The following is a 17,106-nucleotide window of genomic DNA, read 5'->3' as shown; positions in this document are numbered from 1 at the left end:
CTCAGGGCAGCGGCCCTGTGTTCGCCGTGCTCAGCGGCAGCTGGGACACCTCGGCCAGCAGCAGCGCCAACTGCTGCGCGGCCGCATCGATCACCGCCTGCCCCTTCGCGGCCGTGGCTGCTGCGGCATTGCCCGCCGCACCCTGCGCGTTGTAGTCCTCCATGGCCCAGCCGAGCTTGGCGCTCTTGCCGTTGCCGAGGATCGCGCAGTCGGCCGCGCGCTGCTCCGAGGTGGAACTGAAATCCTTCGCCTCGCCCATACGCACCAGCGCGGGCGCCAGCGCCAGCATCATCGAGGTCTCGACCTCGCCCGCGTGCACGCCGAAGCGATGCTCGCGGGCGCTGAACTGCGCGTTCGCATCGCCCAGCGGCAGGTTGAACCAGCTCACGCTGTAGACGATCAGGCCGTGCGCGGCGCGCAGCTCGCGCGCCACGATGTCCATCGCGCCCACATGGCCGCCGTGGGCGTTGAACAGCACCAGCTTCTTCACGCCGGCGCGCGCCACGCCCGCGCCGATCTCGTTCCACATGCGGATCAGCGTCTCGGCCGAGAAGGTGAGCGTGCCCGCGAAGCGCGCGTGCTCGGGGCTCAGGCCGATCTGCTGGGTGGGCAGGAACAGCGCCGGCAATTCCGGCGGCAACAGCGGCAGCGCCGCGGCCACGATGCCGTCGGCCAGCACGGTGTCCACGCCCAGCGGCAGGTGCGGGCCGTGCTGCTCGGTCGCGCCCAGCGGCAGCACCGCCACCGTGGTCGCCGCGTCGAGCGCGGCGAAGTCGCGCGTCGTCAACTGGGACCAGAAACGGGGCCAACGGGGCGAAGAGACCGGAAGTGCGTTCATGCCGCGATCTTAGGACGGGGCCATGGGCGGCGCATGGGGCAACACTTGCATACAACTTGCCAACATCGGATGAATTGATCGCGAATCTGTTCACGATTAGTTCTCATCTTTCCCGATGTTCGGTCCTATTGTTTACAAATTGGCCTAGAGTCCCTTTTCACGAACTTTCCGCCACGGCTTGTCACGGCCCAGGAGAGTTCACGCAAAAGGGAGTAGCGTGTCCATCCATCCACAAAAAAATGGAGGCACCGTCGTTGCCGGGCGCAAAGTCGCGCCCTTCAAGGCATTGCCTCACCATCTCGCACGAGCCGTGCGGGGTTTGCCGCCGATCGTGTGCGTGCTGGTCTTCGGAAGCAGCACCGCGTACGCGGAATCCACTGTCGCGCCCTCGCCGGCCGCCCCCCTGGGCAGCGCGCTGGCGTATGACGCCTCGCAGCACGACGCCCTCATCGTCGCGCGCCGTGCCGGTCGTATCGCACCGGCCCAAGCCCTGCAGCAGCTGCGCCAATGGCTGGCGACGCCGCTGGCCGACGAGCAGCGCCGCCGCGTGGCGTCCGACGCCATCGCGATCGCGGTGGCCGACGGCCAGTTCGCCGACGCGGTGGCCGTGGGCCGCCAGGTGCCGCCGAGCGAGCTGGGCGATTACGCGCTCGGCCCGCTGGCCGGTGCCGCGCGGCGCACGGGCGACATCGCCCTGCAAGGCGACACCGTCAAGGTCTGGCGCGCGCGCCAGCCGGCGGCCCGCGAACCGCGCATCCATGAAGCCTTCTGGCGGCTGGCCAGCGGCGACACGGCCGGCGCGCAAACCCTCTACCGCGCACTCGCACAGCCCGCGCCCACCGAGGTCGCCGACCGCGTCGCGCTGCTCGACCTGCGCGCCGCGCTGGCGCGTGCCCAGGGCCAGCCCTTCCAGGCGCTCACGGCCTACGGCGAGATCACCGCGCTGCAGCCCCAGCGCCGCGATGCACAGCGCGACGCCGACTTCCTGCTGGCCGAGTACGGCGGCGCCACCGCCGCGTTCGAGGACGCGCAGGCGGCCGAACGCAAGCAGCCCGGCAGCCTCGCGCCGCTGACGCTCGCCCTGCTCGAACAGCAGGCACTGGCGCAGCAGCTGCGCTGGGCCGTGAAGGCGCGCGACCAGCGCCTGGGCGCGGCGCGCGTCACCGACCTCGACAAGGTGCTGGCCGCCCAGAATGCCGCGCTGGCCCGCGTCGACGCCGCGCTCGCGCAGCCCGCCCCGCCAGACGCCGACACCTGGCGCACGCTGCGTACGCGGCTGCAGTCCGACCGCATGATGGCGCTGCTGGAGCGCGGCCGCCCCGCCGACACCATCGCGCTGTACGACAGCCTGCGTGCCGACGGCACCGCGTTGCCGCCCTACGCGCTCGGCACCGCCGCCCGCGCGCTGGCGCAGGAGCGCCGCTCGGCCGATGCCGTGCCGCTGTTCGAGAAGGCGGTCGTCGACCTGCCGATGCCCGACAGCCTGCACTTCGGCCTGGTCTACGCCTACCTGGACACCGGCCGCTTCGACGAGGCCGAGGCGCTGCTCCAGCGCATCGAAAGCGCCACGCCCGTGCTGATGCGGCTGGCGCCGGAGGCCGGCCGCCCCAACGACCAGTTCTCCGAAGTGAGCGGCCTGGGTGCGCTGCTGCAGCTGTACGGCGACCGGCCGAAGCTTGCTCAGCCGCGCTTCAACACGCTCACGCAGGAAGCCCCGCTCAACGCGGGCTACGCCTACGGCGCCGCACTCACCGAGCGGCTGCGCGAGCACCCCGAGGCGGCCGTGGCGCGCTTCGAGGCGCTGAGCGCCGACCACCCCGACGACCTGAGCGTGCGCACCGGCCATGTCGAAGCGCTGCTCGACGCCGACGAATTTCGCGCCGCGCGGCTGCGCGCCGAAGCACTCGAGGCCGATGCGCCCGACGCCGCCGAGGTGCGCGAGATGGCGCGCAAGCGCCGCTCGCTGGTCGGCCCGCAGCTCGAGATCGATGCCGAAGGTTCGCGCGGCGGCGGCACGCTGGCCAGCCGCGAATGGCGCGTCGACAGCCGGCTCAGCTCCGGCCTCATCGGCGACGCATGGCGCGTGTTCTACGCGCAGACGCTGGGCCGCGGCTACACCTCCGAAGGCACCGCCCAGTGGGCGCGCAGCGGCCTCGGCGCGAGCTGGCAACAAGGCCGCTGGCTGGCCGAAGGCGTGCTGCAGCATGCGAACAGCGGGCGCTACCGCAACAGCGTGGCCGGCCGCGTCGACTACCGCGCGAGCGACGCCTGGCGCCTGTCGGCCACCTACGACGGCGACAGCAAGGAACTGCCCTGGAAGGCCCGCGCCGTGCCCTTCGGCGCGCAGGCCATCGGCGCGCGCGAGTTCGGCGCCAGCGCGGCCTACGTCGTCAACGAGTCGCGCCGCTTCGACCTGCAATGGCGCCGGCTCGACTTCAGCGACGGCAACCTGCGCGACGGCCTCGACTTCGGCTGGCGCGAGCGCTGGGTCAGCACGCCGCGCTTCCAGATCGAGACGCGGCTGGGCGTCGATGCCAGCCGCAGCCGCCTGCAGGACGTGCGCTACTTCAGCCCCTCGCGCGATGCCAGCGCCCAGCTGTCGGTGCGCGGCCAGTGGCTCACCTGGAAAAGCGACGACCGCCAGTTCTTCCAGGTGCTGGAACTCGGCGGCGGCAGCTACCAGCAGGCCGGCTTCGGCAGCGGCCCGCTGTGGAACCTGCGCTACGAGCACCGCTGGGCCCTGGGCCAGAAGCTCACGCTGCGCTACGGCCTGACCTTCGGCAGCCACCCCTACGACGGCGTGCGCGAAAAACAGCGCGGCGTGTTCCTGAACCTTTCGATGCCCCTGCAGTGATGTCCGTGATGCAAGCCCCCACCTTCTTCCTCCGGCTGCGCGCGGCCCTGCTCGGGCTGCTGCTGGCGGCGGCCTTGCCCGCACTGGCGGCGCCGGTGCTGCCCGCCGACCCCGACAACGGCGTCGACTTCCGCGTGATCTCGTTCCACGACGTGCGCCCCAACGTGCGCGCCAGCTTCGAGACCTCGCCCGACGAAACCGCCATCGACGAGCGCACGCTCGCCGAAGTGTTCGCCTGGCTGCGCCACAGCGGCTACCACCCGGTCAGCCTGCAGCAGATCATCGATGCGCGCAGCGGCGGCAAGCCACTGCCCTCGCAGCCCGTGCTGCTGACCTTCGACGACGGCTACCGCAGTGCCTACACGCACGTGTTCCCGCTGCTCCAGCGCTTCAACTACCCGGCGCTGTTCGCGCTCGTGACGAGCTGGCTCGAGGTGCCCGAAGGCCAGCCCGTGCACTGGGGCGACAAGCCCGCGCCGCGCGAGAACTTCCTGCTGTGGCGCGAAGCCGCCGAGATGGCGCGCTCGCCGCTGGTCGAGTTCGCGAGCCACACCGACGCGATGCACACCGGCATCCAGGCCAACCCGCAAGGCAACATGCTGCCCGCCGCGGCCACGCACCGCTACGACCCGAAGACCGGCCGCTACGAGGACGACGCCGCCTACCTGCGCCGCATCGAGACCGACCTGCGCCGCAGTCGCGAGCTCATCGAGAAGCGCACCGGCGCCAAGGTGCGCGCCACCGTGTGGCCCTACGGCGCCTACAACACGCCCGCACTGGAAGCCTCGGCGCGCGTGGGCATGCCGATCACCTTCACGCTCGACGACGGCGCGAACACCAAGGAGATTCCGCTCAACCGCATCCGCCGCGCGCTGGCCGCCTACGACAACGAGGCGCCCGACTATGTGCAGATGCTGCGCAGCCCGGTGGGCGGCGAGGTGCGCCCGATCAACCGCGTGATGCACGTCGACCTGGACTACGTGTACGACGCCGACCCGGCCCAGCAGGAGCGCAACCTCTCGGCGCTGATCGAGCGCGTGGCCGCCGTGCGCCCGCGCTCGGTGTTCCTGCAGGCCTATGCCGACCCCGACGGCGACGGCGTGGCCGACGCGCTGTACTTTCCCAACCGCCACCTGCCGATGCGCGCCGACCTGTTCGCCCGCGCCGCCTGGCAGCTGCGCAGCCGCACCGGCGTGAAGGTCTACGCCTGGATGCCCGTCACCGCCTACCGGCTGCCGGCGTCGAACCCGCTGGCCACGCACACGGTGCGCACGCTCAAGGGCGACGCGCCGGCCGACCGCTACCACCGGCTCTCGCCCTTCGACCCGGCCGTGCGCACGCTGGTCGGCGACCTGTACGAAGACCTGGGCCGCCACACCTTCTTCGAAGGCCTGCTGTTCCACGACGACGCCATGCTCTCGGACGACGAGGACGCCAGCCCCGCCGCGCTCGACACCTACCGCCGCTGGGGCCTGCCGGCCGACGTGGCCGCGCTGCGCGCCGACCCCGCGCTCATGGCCCGCTGGACCAGCGCCAAGACCCGCTACCTGATCGACTTCACGCACGAACTCGCGGCGCGCGTGGGCACCTGGCGCCCTGCGCTGGAGACGGCGCGCAACCTCTACGCGCGGCCGGTGCTCGAACCCGCGGCCGAGCAATGGTTTGCCCAAAACTATGAAGCCTCGCTTGCCGCCTACGACTACGTCGGCCTGATGGCCATGCCGCGCATGGAGCAGGAGGCCCGCACCCCGGCCGACAGCGACGCCTGGCTGGGCCGCCTGGCGCAGCGCGCGGCCGCCACGCCGCATGGCCTGGACCGCACCGTGTTCGAGCTGCAGGCGCGCGACTGGCGCACCGGGAAACCCGTGGCCGACGCCGAGCTCACGCGCCAGTGGACCCTGCTGCAGCGTGCCGGCGTGCGCCACCTGGGCTACTACCCCGACGACTTCCTGAACAACCAGCCCTCGCTGGAGACCGTGCGCCGCGCGATCTCGGTGCGTTCGCTGCTGTCGCGCGCCCCCCGGCGCAACCACGACGCCGCCACGCTGCCGCCTGAAGGAGGGAAGCCCCGATGAACACGCTCCAGATGCTGGTGGACCTGATTCCACCGGTGCTCTTCGGCTTCGTCTTCTACTACCCGTTCTTCATGGCGTGGGTGTGGATCGCGGGCGGCCTCTCGCACGCGTGGTCGTTCGAGCGCAAGCGCGACGTCGAGGTCGACCCGCTGCCGCTGCTGCCCTCGCAGCCGCTCGTCACCGTGGTGGTGCCCTGCTTCAACGAGGCGCCGCACCTGCGCGAAGTGATCGAGCAGCTGATGCGCACGCGCTACCCGAACTACGAGGTGATCGCCGTCAACGACGGCAGCACCGACGGCACCGGCGAACTGCTCGACGAGATGACGCAGGAGTTCAGCCGCCTGCGCGTGATCCACAACGCCAGCAACCAGGGCAAGGCCGTGGGCCTGAACACCGCCTGCCAGCTGGCGCGCGGCGAGTACATCCTGGGCATCGACGGCGACGCGCTGGTCGACCCCAACGCCATCGCCTGGATGCTCAAGCGCATGCTGGCCTCGGATCGCATCGGCGCCGTCACCGGCAACCCGCGCATCCGCACGCGCACCACGCTGCTGGGGCGCATGCAGGTGGGCGAGTTCTCGTCGATCATCGGCCTCATCAAGCGTTCGCAGCAGCTCATCGGCACGCTGTTCACGGTGTCGGGCGTGCTGGCCATGTTCCGCCGCCGCGCCGTGCTCGAGGTGGGCTTCTGGAGCCCCGACGTGCTCACCGAGGACATCGACATGAGCTGGAAGCTCCAGCTCGCCGGCTGGCGCCTGCGCTTCGAGCCGCGCGCGCTGTGCTGGATCCTCATGCCCGAGACCCTGCGCGGCCTGTGGAAGCAGCGCCTGCGCTGGGCCGTCGGCGGCATCCAGACCATGCTGCGCATCACGCCGTCCATCCTGCGCCTGCGCAGCTGGCGCCTGTGGCTCATCTACAGCGAGTACATGGTGAGCGTGGTGTGGGCCTATGCGATGGCGCTGGTGCTGCTGATCAGCTTCATCCGCCCCTTCCTGCCGCACGAGTCGGCCTGGCATTCGGCGCTGCTGCCGCACTGGCAGGGCACGCTGCTGGCCATGACCTGCATCCTGCAGATGCTGCTGAGCCTGTGGATCGACCGTCGCTACGACCGCGACCTCATGCGCTATTTCGCCGGAACGATCTGGTACCCGATCGCGTTCTGGACGATCACGATGGCCACCACGGTGGTCGCCCTTCCCAACGCTCTGATGCGTCGTCGCGGCAAGCGCGCGGTGTGGACGAGCCCTGACCGAGGAGTTTCTTCCGATGCATCCTGAGAACCCGCTCTCTTCGCCGGCGCTGCACGAAGCCCCGCCGCCCCGCACCCGTTCGTGGGGCCAGCCCGCGGTGGACGAACCCATCATCGACGCCGCGCGCATTCCATTGCACGCCTTCGGCAACGGCCGTTCGCCGGCGCGCACCCTGGCCATGTACCTGTGGCTGCGCGTGCTGCGCCCCGCGATCACCGTCGCGATCTGGTTCTGCGCCATCTGGTACGCCTGGCCCTACGTGATGGGTGCGCGCTCCCAGCCCGAGGTGCTTCAGCTGCTGGGCCTGTACGCCATCGTCATCGGTGTGATCCTCGCCTCGATGCTGATCATGGGCCCGCTGCGCCGCCGCCAGCACCGCAGCGAGACGCCGCCGGAGAAGGAACAGTCGTCGCTGTTCGCGCTGGCGTCGTACATCGAGGTCGCGCCCGCGCGCCTGTCGACCTGGCAGCGCACGCGCCAGCTGCTGGCGCACCACGATCACCACGGCCAGCTGCGCGACGCCACCGACACCGCGCCGGCCGCGCTCGAAGAAGAAACGACGCAGCCCAAGCGCCGCAAGGCCTGACGCGCAAGGGCAACCGGCGCGGCCTTTTCGGCCGCGTCGCTGCAGGGGTTTCGGGGCGGTGATTCAATCGCGCGGCGGCAACGCCGCAGACAGATTCACCTTCTTCCAAGGACCCCGACATGGACCTCCAGCTCCAGGACCAGCACGTTCTCATCACCGGCGGCAGCAAGGGCATCGGCCTGGCCTGCGCGCTCGGTTTCCTGCGCGAAGGCGCGCGCGTGAGCCTGGTCTCGCGCGACCTGCAGAACCTGCAACAGGGCCAGCAGTCACTGATCGCCGCGTTCCCGCAAGCCGAAGGCCGCGTCAGCCTGCACGCCGCCGACCTCAAGAACCCCGCCAGTGCCGTCGCCGCCCTCGACGCCGCCGAACAGGCCTTCGGCCCCGTCGACGTGCTCGTCAACTCGGCAGGCGCCGCGCGCCGCACTCCGCCCGACGAGCTCACGCCCGCTGCGTGGCACGACGCGATGGACGCCAAGTACTTCACCTACATCCACATGATCGACCCGGTCGTGAAGCGCATGGGCACGCGCGGCCGCGGCGCCATCGTCAACGTCATCGGCCAGGGCGGCAAGGTCGCCAGCCCCGTGCACATGGCCGGCGGCGCCGCCAATGCCGCGCTGATGCTCGTGAGCGCCGGCATGGCCGCCGCCTACGCCGCGAAGGGCGTGCGCGTGAACGCCGTGAACCCCGGCCTCACGCTGACCGCGCGGTTGCAGGAGGGGATGAAGGCTGACGCGAAACTGCAGGGCATCGACACCGACGAAGCGCTGGAGCGCGCCACCGCACGCCTGCCGCTGGGCCGCATCGCGACGCCCGAGGAAGTCGCCAACACCGTGCTCTTCCTGGCGTCGCCGAAGGCAAGCTATGTGACCGGCGCGATCGTGGCGATGGATGGCGCAGTGACCCCGATGATCTGACAACGAGCAGCACGAGGGAGCGAACGCAGTGAAGCGACCCCCAAGCCGAGCGCAGCGACGGCCCGCCCGTTCCCCCTCCCCTCTGGCCGCGCCGAGGAGCGCAGCGTTTCGCGGATCAGGGCTCGCCCTTGTTTGAGCGAAGCGAGTTTGGGCGAGACCCCGCGAAACGCGAGCACCGCAGGTTGCCCGCAGCGAAGCGGAGGGACGCGGACAGTGGGGTCGCCTTTTCTTTGCTTACTTTCTTTTGGCGAAGCAAAAGAAAGTGAGTCGCCCGCCGGGGCGAGACCCGGCCCCCGAAAGCAACCCCTCAGCCCAAAGCCAACAATCCCTCGAACTTCAACGCCAGGAAATCCACAAACCCCCGAACCCGAGCCGGCACAAACCGCCCACTAGGCAACAGCGCATGCAACGGATAAGGCTCCGTCTCCCAGTCAGGCAGCAGCCGCACAAGACGACCTTCCCGAATGTCATTACGCACATCCAAAGCGGACTTCAGCGAAATCCCATACCCCGCCACAGTCCACTCCCGCGCCAGCGAAGCATCATCCACACTGCGATCCCCATTCACCCGCACCTCCGTCCACTGCCCCAACTGCGCAAACCGCCACACCCGGTGCCGCCGCCCACTCCGGTTGAACGTCAGACAGTTGTGCTGCAGCAGATCCTGCGGAACCCGAGGCAAGGGATGCCGACGCAGATAGTCCGGTGAAGCCGTGAGCACCGGATTCGTCAGCGCAAACGCCCGCGCCACCAACCGCGAATCGGCCAGCGCCCCGTAGCGCAGCGCCACATCCACCTCGTCGCGCATCACGTCCAGCGGCCGATCCCCGACAGAGAGCGACAACTGCACCCCTGGATGCAACGCCAGGAACTCGTCGAACCAGGGCAACAAGGTGCTGCGCGTGAGGTCCGACGGCGAGGCCACCCGCAAGGTGCCGACGAGTTCGCCGCGATCCGCAGTGACCAGCGACTCCCCTTCATCCAGCAGCTCAAAAGCACGCACCGCATAGTCGAGCAGCGTCTGCCCCTGCGGCGTCAGCCGCATCGCCCGCGTCGACCGCTCGAACAGCCGCGCCCCCAACTGCGCCTCCAGCCGCTTCAAGGTCGCACTCGCCGCGGCGGGCGTGATCCCCAGCGCGTGCCCCGCCGCCGTCAACGTGCCGCCACGCGCCGTCTGCACGAGCACCTGCAGGTCCGATATATTTTCAATCTTCATTTGAAAGTGTTGGTGATTCAGCCCGTCTTATCAAACAGACGTTGTCATCCTACAGTCCAGCCATCGTTCCAGAAAGAAGGTCTCTTCCCATGAAAGCCGTCGGCTACCACCAGCCCCTCCCCATCGACAACCCCGAATCGCTGCAGGACATCGAGCTCCCCGCCCCCGTGCCCGGCGCGCGCGACCTGCTGGTGCGCGTGAAGGCCGTGTCGGTCAACCCGGTCGACACCAAGGTCCGCAAGAACGCCGCCCCCGAAGCCGGCCAGGCCAAGGTGCTGGGCTGGGACGCAGTCGGCACCGTCGAAGCCATCGGCAGCGACGTGCAAAGCTTCAAGGTCGGCGACCGCGTCTACTACGCCGGCTCCATCATTCGCCCCGGCGCCAATTCAGAGCTGCACGCGGTCGACGAGCGCATCGCCGCCCTCGCCCCGAAGAGCCTCGACGACGCGCAGGCCGCCGCATTGCCGCTGACCACCATCACCGCCTACGAACTGCTGTTCGACCGCCTCCAGGTGCCCAAGGGCGGCGGCGAAGGCCAGACGCTGTTGATCACCGGCGGTGCGGGCGGCGTGGGCTCCATCCTCATCCAGCTCGCACGCCAGCTCACGAAGCTGCGCGTGGTCGCCACCGCCTCGCGCGCCGAAACGCGCGCCTGGTGCCTGGCACTGGGCGCGCACGTCGTCATCGACCACTCGAAGCCGCTCGCCGCCGAACTCAAGGCCGCCGGCATCGATGAAGTCGACATGGTCGCCAGCCTCACCCAGACCGACCAGCACTACGCGCAGCTCATCGAAAGCCTCAAGCCCCAGGGCCAGCTCGCGGTGATCGACGACATGAAGGTGCTCGACGCGATGCCGCTGAAGACCAAGTGCATCTCACTGCACTGGGAAATGATGTTCACGCGCTCGCGCTTCACCACGCCCGACATCGCCGAGCAAGGCAAGCTGCTGGCCGAGGTGGCCGCGCTGGTCGACGCGGGCCGCATCCGCACCACGGCGAATGCGAGCTTCGGCACCATCAACGCCGCGAACCTGCGCAAGGCGCATGCGCTCATCGAGAGCGGCAAGGCGCAGGGCAAGGTGGTGCTGGCCGGGTTCTGATTTGCGCACAATCGGTCGCATGACCGAAGAAAGCACACACCCGCCCCTCATCGAATTCGAGACCCCGCGCCTGCGGGTGCGCCAATGGCGCGAGAGCGATCTCGCGCCATTTTTCGCGCTGGCCTGCGACCCGCAGGTGATGGAGTTCCTGCTGCCCTTGCCCACGCGCGCCGAGAGCGACGCAGCGGCCCACCGTGCCCGCGCGCTCATCGCGCAGAAGGGCTGGGGCTTCTGGGCCGTCGAGCGCAAGGACACCGGCGAGTTCATCGGCTTCACCGGCCTGAACGTGCCGATGGCCACGCTGCCTTTCTCGCCCTGCGTGGAGATCGGCTGGCGCCTGTCGCGCGCCAGCTGGGGCCAGGGCTTCGCGACCGAGGCCGCGCGCGGCGCGCTGCAGGTCGGCTTCGAACGGCTCGGGCTCGAAGAGATCGTGGCGTTCACCGCCAACGGCAACCTGCGCTCGGCCGCCGTGATGGCACGCATCGGCATGCACGAGGACGTGGCCGGCGCCTTCGAGCATCCGGCGGTGCCCGAGGGCCATGCGCTGCGCGGCCACCGGCTGTTCCGGATCTGCAACCCGCGGCGCTGAAACGACCGCGCCGGGCTACTTCGCCTTCGACACGCGCCACACCGCGTTGCCCACGTCGTCCGCCACCAGCAGCGCGCCGTTCTTGTCGAGCGCCACGCCGACCGGCCGGCCGTGCGCCTTTTCGTCGGCGCTCAGGAAGCCCGTGAGGACGTCGACCGGCGGCCCGCTCGGCTTGCCGCCGATGAAGGGCACGAACACCACCTTGTAGCCCGACTTGGGCTTGCGGTTCCACGAGCCGTGCTCGCCGATGAAGGCGCCGCTCGCGAACTCGGGCGGCATGCCGCGCGCGTGCGAGAACACCAGGCCCAGCGGCGCGACGTGCGCGCCCAGCGCGTAGTCGGGCGCCAGCGCCTTGGCCACGCGCTCGGGCTGTTGCGGCGTGACGCGCGCATCGACCACGCCGCCCCAGTAGCTCCAGGGCCAGCCGTAGAAGGCGCCGTCCTTCACCGAGGTGAGGTAGTCGGGCACGAGGTCGCTGCCGATCTCGTCGCGCTCGTTCACCACGGTCCACAGCACGTTGGTCTCGGGCTCCCAGCCCAGGCCGTTGGGGTTGCGCAGGCCGCTCGCGAACAAGCGCTTCTCGCCGCTCTTCGCATCGACCTCCCAGATCGCGGCGCGGCCCTCTTCGGCCGCCATGCCGTTCTCGCCGATGTTGCTGTTGGAGCCGACCGTGACGTACAACTTGCTGCCGTCGGCGCTGGCGATGACGTTCTTGGTCCAGTGGTGGTTGATACCGGCGGGCAGCGCCGTCACCACGGTGGGCGTGGCGCTGACCGAGGTCTGGCCCTCGGTGTAGGGCACCTTCACGAGTGCGTCGGCGTTGGCGATGAAGAGCTCGTTGCCGACCAGCGCCATGCCGTAGGGCGAGCTGAGGTTCGCCAGGAACACCTGCTTCACCTCGGCCAGGCCGTCGCCGTCGGCGTCGCGCAGCAAGGTGATGCGGTTGGCGCTGGGCACGCCGGCGCCCGCGCGGCCCATCACCTTGCCCATGACCCAGTTGCGCACCGTGGCCACCGGGCCGCCGGCGCCGCTGCCTTCTGGCTTGGGCGGCTTGTTGCTCTCGGCCACCAGCACGTCGCCGTTGGGCAGCGTGTAGACCCAGCGCGGGTGGTCCAGCCCGCGCGCCAGCGCCGTCACGCGCAGGCCCTCGGCGGGCGTGGGCCCGGCGGTGTCGGTCCAGCCGACGGCGGGCGCCACGTTGACGGTGGGGATCAGCGTCTTGTTCGGATCGGCCAGCTGGGGCCGGGGGCCGGTCGTGAGTTCGGGCGCGAGCTTGGCGGTCTCGCCGCAGCCGGCGACGAGCAGCACGGCGGCCACGGCCGCTGCAGAAAGAGCGAGGCGGACGGGAAGGTGCGGCGATGCGTTCATGCGGATTCCTTGCGCGGCAGGCGGCCGCAGACCGCCGGATCATGCGCAATCGCACGGCGCGGGCGTGTCGGTCGTGGGCGCTTTCCGGCGTGCGCGCACCTCCTTCGCGCATCGTCGCTACCATCGCCGCATGACCGACGACCTGTTCCGCGCCGACGCCTACCTGCGCACCTGTGAAGCCCGCATCCTGCGCATCGACGACACCGGCATCGTGCTGGACCGCACCGTGTTCTATCCGCTGGGCGGCGGGCAGGCCGGCGATGCCGGCGCGCTGGTGCTCGCCGACGGCCGCGAAATCGCCATCGCCGACACCCGCAAGGCCAAGGACGCCGAGGGCCAGCCGACCGCCGAATTCGTCCACGTGCCCGCGCCCGACCAGGCCGAGCTGCTGGCCGCGCTGGCACCCGGCGACACCGTCACCGCCCGCCTCGACTGGGAGCGCCGCCACCGGCTGATGCGCTTTCACACCGCCAGCCACCTGCTGTGCCACCTCGTGCCGGTGCCGGTGAACGGCTGCTCGATCACGCCCGAGTACGCGCGCATCGACTTCCACATCACCGACCCGCTCGACAAGGAAACGCTCACCGCCGGCCTCGCGAAGCTGGTCGAGGCCGCCCACCCGCTGACCGTGGGCGCCATCACTGACGCCGAGCTCGACGCCAACCCCGCGCTGGTCAAGAGCATGAGCGTGCAGCCGCCGCGCGGCACGGGCACGGTGCGCACCATCCGCATCGGCGGTACGGGCGAAGACGGCGGCGCGCCGTCGATCGACTTCCAGCCCTGCGGCGGCACGCACGTGGCCAACACGGCGGAAATCGGCGCCATGGTCGTCACCAAGATCGAGAAGAAGAGCGCGACCACCCGGCGCGTGGTGCTGGGCTGGCCCGCGGCCTCCGCCGTCTGAGCCCCCGGAAAGACCCGGCCCCCAGGAACTTCGCCCCGCCCTCTGGCTCCGACTGACCGGCATGACCTTTTCGCGCATCTCTTTCGCTACTTTTCTGATAGCTACCGCCGCAGCCTGCATGCCGGCTGCGGCCCAGCTGGCCCCGAAAACCGGGGCCGTGGTCACCACCCCCCATGTGCGCGCCGAACTGGTCGCCCATGCGCCCCAGGGCGTGGCGCCCGGCGCGCCGGTCTGGGTCGGGCTGCAGATCACCCACCAGCCCGAGTGGCACACCTACTGGAAGAACGCGGGCGATTCGGGCCTTCCGACGGAACTGAAATGGACGCTGCCCGCCGGCGTCTCGACCGGCGAGATCGCCTGGCCGGTGCCCAAGAAGATCCCGGTCGGCACGCTCGCCAACTACGGCTACGAGAACACCGTGCTGCTGCCGGTGCCGCTCGAGGTCTCGACGCTCTACAAGCCAGACGTGGCGCTCACCGGCGGCTCGCCCGCCATGGACATCAAGCTGCAGGCCTCCTGGCTGGTCTGCCGCAAGGAATGCATTCCCGAAGAGGGCGAGTTCACGCTCTCGCTGGCCACGCGCGGCTCGACCGCGCTGAACAAGTCGGCCTTCGACACCGCGCAGGCCGCACAGCCGCAGCCGCTGGGCGCGCCCGGCACCATCGCCGTCGAGGGCCAGCAGCTGAAGGTGCGCCTTGAAGGCCTGCCCGCCGCCGTGCGCGGCAAGACGCTCGAGTTCTTCCCCGAAACGCCCGAGGTGATCCGCACCGCCGCCGTGTCCGGCAAGGACTGGACGCAGGCCTGGGACGGCGCGACCTGGACCGCCACCGTGCCGCTGGCCGACCAGCGCAGCGAAAGCCCCACCGCCATGCCCGTGGTGGTGGCGCTGGCCGAGGCCGACCGCCAGGCCGGCCAGCCCGTGGCCTGGCGCGCCGAGGCGCCGGTGTCGGGCACCTGGCCCGCCGCCACCGCCGCACCGCGCGCCGCCGAGGTGTCGCCCGCGCTGCAGGCGGCGCTGGCCGCCAACGCGGCCCAGGCGGCGGCCCCCGCTGCCGCTGCGCAGGCCCAGCCCGCCGGCACCTTCATGGTCGCCCTGCTCGGCGCGCTGCTCGGCGGCCTGCTGCTCAACCTCATGCCCTGCGTGTTCCCGATCCTCGCGATCAAGGTGCTGGGCTTCGCGCGCCAGGCGGGCAACGCCAGCGCGCACCGCAAGGCGGGCCTGGCCTACACGGGCGGCGTGATGCTGTCCTTCCTCGCGCTGGGCGGCGCCATGCTCGCGCTGCGCGCGGCCGGTGCGCAGCTCGGCTGGGGCTTCCAGCTGCAGTCGCCCGGCGTGGTGGCGGCGCTGGCGGCGCTCTTCACCCTGCTCGGCCTGAACCTGGCCGGCGTGTTCGAGTTCGGCCGCGCCGCGCCGCAATCGGTGTGCAGCGCGCAGGCCAAGCATCCGCTGGCCAACGACTTCCTGTCCGGCGTGCTCGCCGTGGTGATCGCCTCGCCCTGCACCGCGCCGTTCATGGGCGCCTCGCTGGGCTTTGCCATCGGCCTGCCGGCGGCCCAGGCGCTGCTGCTGTTCGCCGCGCTGGGCCTGGGCCTGGCGCTGCCCTACCTGGTGGCGGGCTTCGTGCCGGCCGTGGCGCGCCTGCTGCCCAAGCCGGGCCCGTGGATGCACACGCTGCGCCGCCTGCTCGCCTTTCCGATGTTCGCGACCGTGGCCTGGCTGGTCTGGGTGCTGGGCCAGCAAAGCGGCATCGACGGCGCTGGCACGCTGCTCGCGCTGCTGGTGTGCCTGGCCGCCGTGGTCTGGGCGCTCACGCTGACCGGACGCACGCGCGTCGTCATCGCCACCGTGATGATCGCCTTCACCGCCGTGCTGGCCGGCACCATCGGCCGCAACATCGTGCAGGTGCCCGAGCCGACGGCCAAGCTGGCCTCGGCAGCACCGAACGACGGCGAGCGCTGGCAGCCGTGGTCGGCCCAGCGCGTGAGCGACATGGCGGCCGCGGGCCGGCCCGTGTTCATCGACTTCACCGCCGCCTGGTGCGTGACCTGCCAGTACAACAAGAAGAGCACGCTGGCCGACGCCGAGGTGCTCGCCGACTTCGACACGAAGCAGGTCGCCATGCTGCGCGCCGACTGGACCCGCCGCGACCCCGCCATCACCGCCGCGCTCACCGCGCTGGGCCGCAGCGGCGTGCCCGTGTACGTGCTGCAGGCACCGGGCAAGGCGCCCGTCGTGCTGACCGAAATCCTCAGCAAAGACGAGGTGCGCGCCGCGTTGGCAGCGCTTTGAGCGCCGATGCGGTGAATTGAAACGAGATGACAACGCCGCTGTCATGGGTTGTCACACGCACTTGAAGAAACCGTTCTAAGCTGCAGTTGTTGTTTGGAATTTTGTTTTTTTGGAGTTCAAGCTGGCCATGACGCTCTCGCCCACTGTCGACTCACGCTCCCTTCGCGCCGCGCGCCAGGCGCGCGCCGCCCTCAGCCGCGCTTCCCGCCGCGCCGTCGTGGCCGCCGCCGTCGCGCTGGGCGCCACCTTCCTCATGGGCACCAACGCCTTCGCCGCGCCCGCCGTGGGCCAGCAGGCGCCCGACTTCGTGGCCGTCGACACCACCGGTGCCAAGCACAAGCTGTCTGACTTCGCGGGCAAGTTCGTGGTGCTCGAATGGACCAACCCCGGCTGCCCCTTCGTGCGCAAGCACTACGGCAGCGGCAACATGCCGGCCACGCAGAAGGCGGCCACCGACAAGGGCGTGGTCTGGCTCGCCATCAACTCCACCGAACGCGCCGCCAGCGACTACCTGAAGGCCGACGCACTCGACGCCTGGATGAAGTCGCAAAAAGCCGCGCCCACCGCCGTGCTGATGGACGAAGACGGCGTGATCGGCCAGGTCTACGGTGCGCGCACCACGCCCCACATCTTCATCATCGACCCCAAGGGCACGCTGGTGTATGCCGGCGGCATCGACAGCATCGCCTCGGCCCGTGTGGACGACATCAAGACCGCCACCAACTACGTGAACCAGGCGCTGGGCGAAGTGACCGGCGGCAAGCCGGTGTCGATGGCGAGCACGCGGCCGTACGGGTGTTCGATCAAGTACAAGAGTTGATGCGTGCGGGCGCTGTGCCCGCTGTGAATCACGCTCAAGGCAGAGCGCAGCATTCCTTTCTTGCGTCTTCGATGAGGCGCTGTTTCCCGGCCTGGAACAGGCTCATCCTTCTTCACGACGAATGACAAATCCCACGCATGGCGAAAGGGGTGCGTGGAGTTTGACGATTGTTATCAGTGTGATCGCGAGGCGACTCGCAAACTGCGCGACCTGTTTTCCTCCCAAGGAAGTCGTCGATGCCGCGCACGCTGTCTGTCTCTTCTGCTGCGATCCCTGTTGTTCTTGGTCAGGCTGCACTG

Annotated in this window: 14 protein-coding genes; 10 read left to right on the top strand and 4 right to left on the bottom strand. The window is 70.2% G+C overall.

Going from position 1 to position 17,106, the window contains the following annotated elements; all coding sequences use genetic code 11:
• Nucleotide 1 precedes the first annotated feature (1 nt).
• Nucleotides 2–838 carry a creatininase family protein gene (locus AC1RL8_RS20205; protein ID WP_492686388.1) on the bottom strand — a complete coding sequence of 279 codons (837 nt, stop codon included), beginning with the start codon at nt 836–838 and terminating at the stop codon, nt 2–4.
• Nucleotides 839–1,148: 310 nt separating this feature from the next.
• Here AC1RL8_RS20205 and pgaA point away from each other — a divergent pair, with 310 nt between their 5' ends.
• The 5 genes from pgaA (at nt 1,149) to AC1RL8_RS20180 (ending at nt 8,520) form a co-directional block, all read left to right on the top strand.
• Nucleotides 1,149–3,692 (top strand): poly-beta-1,6 N-acetyl-D-glucosamine export porin PgaA, encoded by a 2,544-nt coding sequence (pgaA, locus tag AC1RL8_RS20200; RefSeq protein WP_492686389.1) that lies wholly within the window; start codon nt 1,149–1,151, stop codon nt 3,690–3,692.
• An 8-nt stretch (nt 3,693–3,700) separates the two neighbouring features.
• Nucleotides 3,701–5,767 (top strand): poly-beta-1,6-N-acetyl-D-glucosamine N-deacetylase PgaB, encoded by a 2,067-nt coding sequence (pgaB, locus tag AC1RL8_RS20195; RefSeq protein WP_492686390.1) that lies wholly within the window; start codon nt 3,701–3,703, stop codon nt 5,765–5,767.
• Nucleotides 5,764–7,044, top strand: coding sequence for a poly-beta-1,6-N-acetyl-D-glucosamine synthase (gene pgaC, locus AC1RL8_RS20190; protein WP_139701503.1), 1,281 nt, complete (start codon nt 5,764–5,766; stop codon nt 7,042–7,044). The genes pgaB and pgaC overlap by 4 nt, the downstream gene beginning before the upstream one ends.
• The gene (locus AC1RL8_RS20185) at nt 7,034–7,603 is read left to right on the top strand and encodes a PgaD family protein (RefSeq protein WP_095949479.1); all 570 of its coding nucleotides are present in this window, start codon (nt 7,034–7,036) and stop codon (nt 7,601–7,603) included. Before pgaC ends, AC1RL8_RS20185 begins: the two co-directional genes overlap by 11 nt.
• Nucleotides 7,604–7,722: 119 nt before the next feature.
• The gene (locus AC1RL8_RS20180) at nt 7,723–8,520 is read left to right on the top strand and encodes an SDR family oxidoreductase (protein WP_139701504.1); all 798 of its coding nucleotides are present in this window, start codon (nt 7,723–7,725) and stop codon (nt 8,518–8,520) included.
• 307 nt (nt 8,521–8,827) lie between these two features.
• Here the strand turns inward: AC1RL8_RS20180 and AC1RL8_RS20175 are convergent, their stop codons facing one another.
• Nucleotides 8,828–9,736, bottom strand: a complete 909-nt coding sequence (locus tag AC1RL8_RS20175; RefSeq protein WP_095949478.1) for a LysR family transcriptional regulator — start codon at nt 9,734–9,736, stop codon at nt 8,828–8,830.
• A gap of 89 nt (nt 9,737–9,825) precedes the next feature.
• Between AC1RL8_RS20175 and AC1RL8_RS20170 the strand changes: the two genes are divergently transcribed.
• Entirely contained in the window at nt 9,826–10,836 is a 1,011-nt protein-coding gene (locus AC1RL8_RS20170; RefSeq protein ID WP_307696623.1) for a zinc-binding alcohol dehydrogenase family protein, read from the top strand.
• A 19-nt stretch (nt 10,837–10,855) separates the two neighbouring features.
• Nucleotides 10,856–11,425, top strand: a complete 570-nt coding sequence (locus AC1RL8_RS20165; RefSeq protein ID WP_492686391.1) for a GNAT family N-acetyltransferase — start codon at nt 10,856–10,858, stop codon at nt 11,423–11,425.
• Nucleotides 11,426–11,440: 15 nt separating this feature from the next.
• On the opposite strand, the gene AC1RL8_RS20160 is transcribed toward AC1RL8_RS20165, so the two are convergent.
• Nucleotides 11,441–12,793 carry a PQQ-dependent sugar dehydrogenase gene (locus tag AC1RL8_RS20160; protein ID WP_492686392.1) on the bottom strand — a complete coding sequence of 451 codons (1,353 nt, stop codon included), beginning with the start codon at nt 12,791–12,793 and terminating at the stop codon, nt 11,441–11,443.
• Between the two features lie 130 nt (nt 12,794–12,923).
• Between AC1RL8_RS20160 and AC1RL8_RS20155 the strand changes: the two genes are divergently transcribed.
• The 3 genes from AC1RL8_RS20155 (at nt 12,924) to AC1RL8_RS20145 (ending at nt 16,807) form a co-directional block, all read left to right on the top strand.
• Complete coding sequence (locus AC1RL8_RS20155; RefSeq protein WP_492686393.1) at nt 12,924–13,697, top strand: alanyl-tRNA editing protein; 774 nt, start codon at nt 12,924–12,926, stop codon at nt 13,695–13,697.
• A 61-nt stretch (nt 13,698–13,758) separates the two neighbouring features.
• Nucleotides 13,759–15,987, top strand: coding sequence for a protein-disulfide reductase DsbD family protein (locus AC1RL8_RS20150; protein ID WP_492686394.1), 2,229 nt, complete (start codon nt 13,759–13,761; stop codon nt 15,985–15,987).
• Between the two features lie 127 nt (nt 15,988–16,114).
• A complete protein-coding gene (locus AC1RL8_RS20145; RefSeq protein ID WP_174250269.1) occupies nt 16,115–16,807 on the top strand; it encodes a redoxin domain-containing protein in 693 nt (230 codons plus the stop codon).
• Between the two features lie 102 nt (nt 16,808–16,909).
• Here the strand turns inward: AC1RL8_RS20145 and AC1RL8_RS20140 are convergent.
• A partial coding sequence (locus AC1RL8_RS20140) for a hypothetical protein (RefSeq protein WP_492686395.1) occupies nt 16,910–17,106 on the bottom strand: 197 nt, incomplete at its 5' end.

The sequence above is a fragment of the Variovorax sp. GW822-FHT04E09 genome, from assembly GCF_058800845.1.
This window is presented reverse-complemented; position numbering and strand designations above follow the sequence as displayed.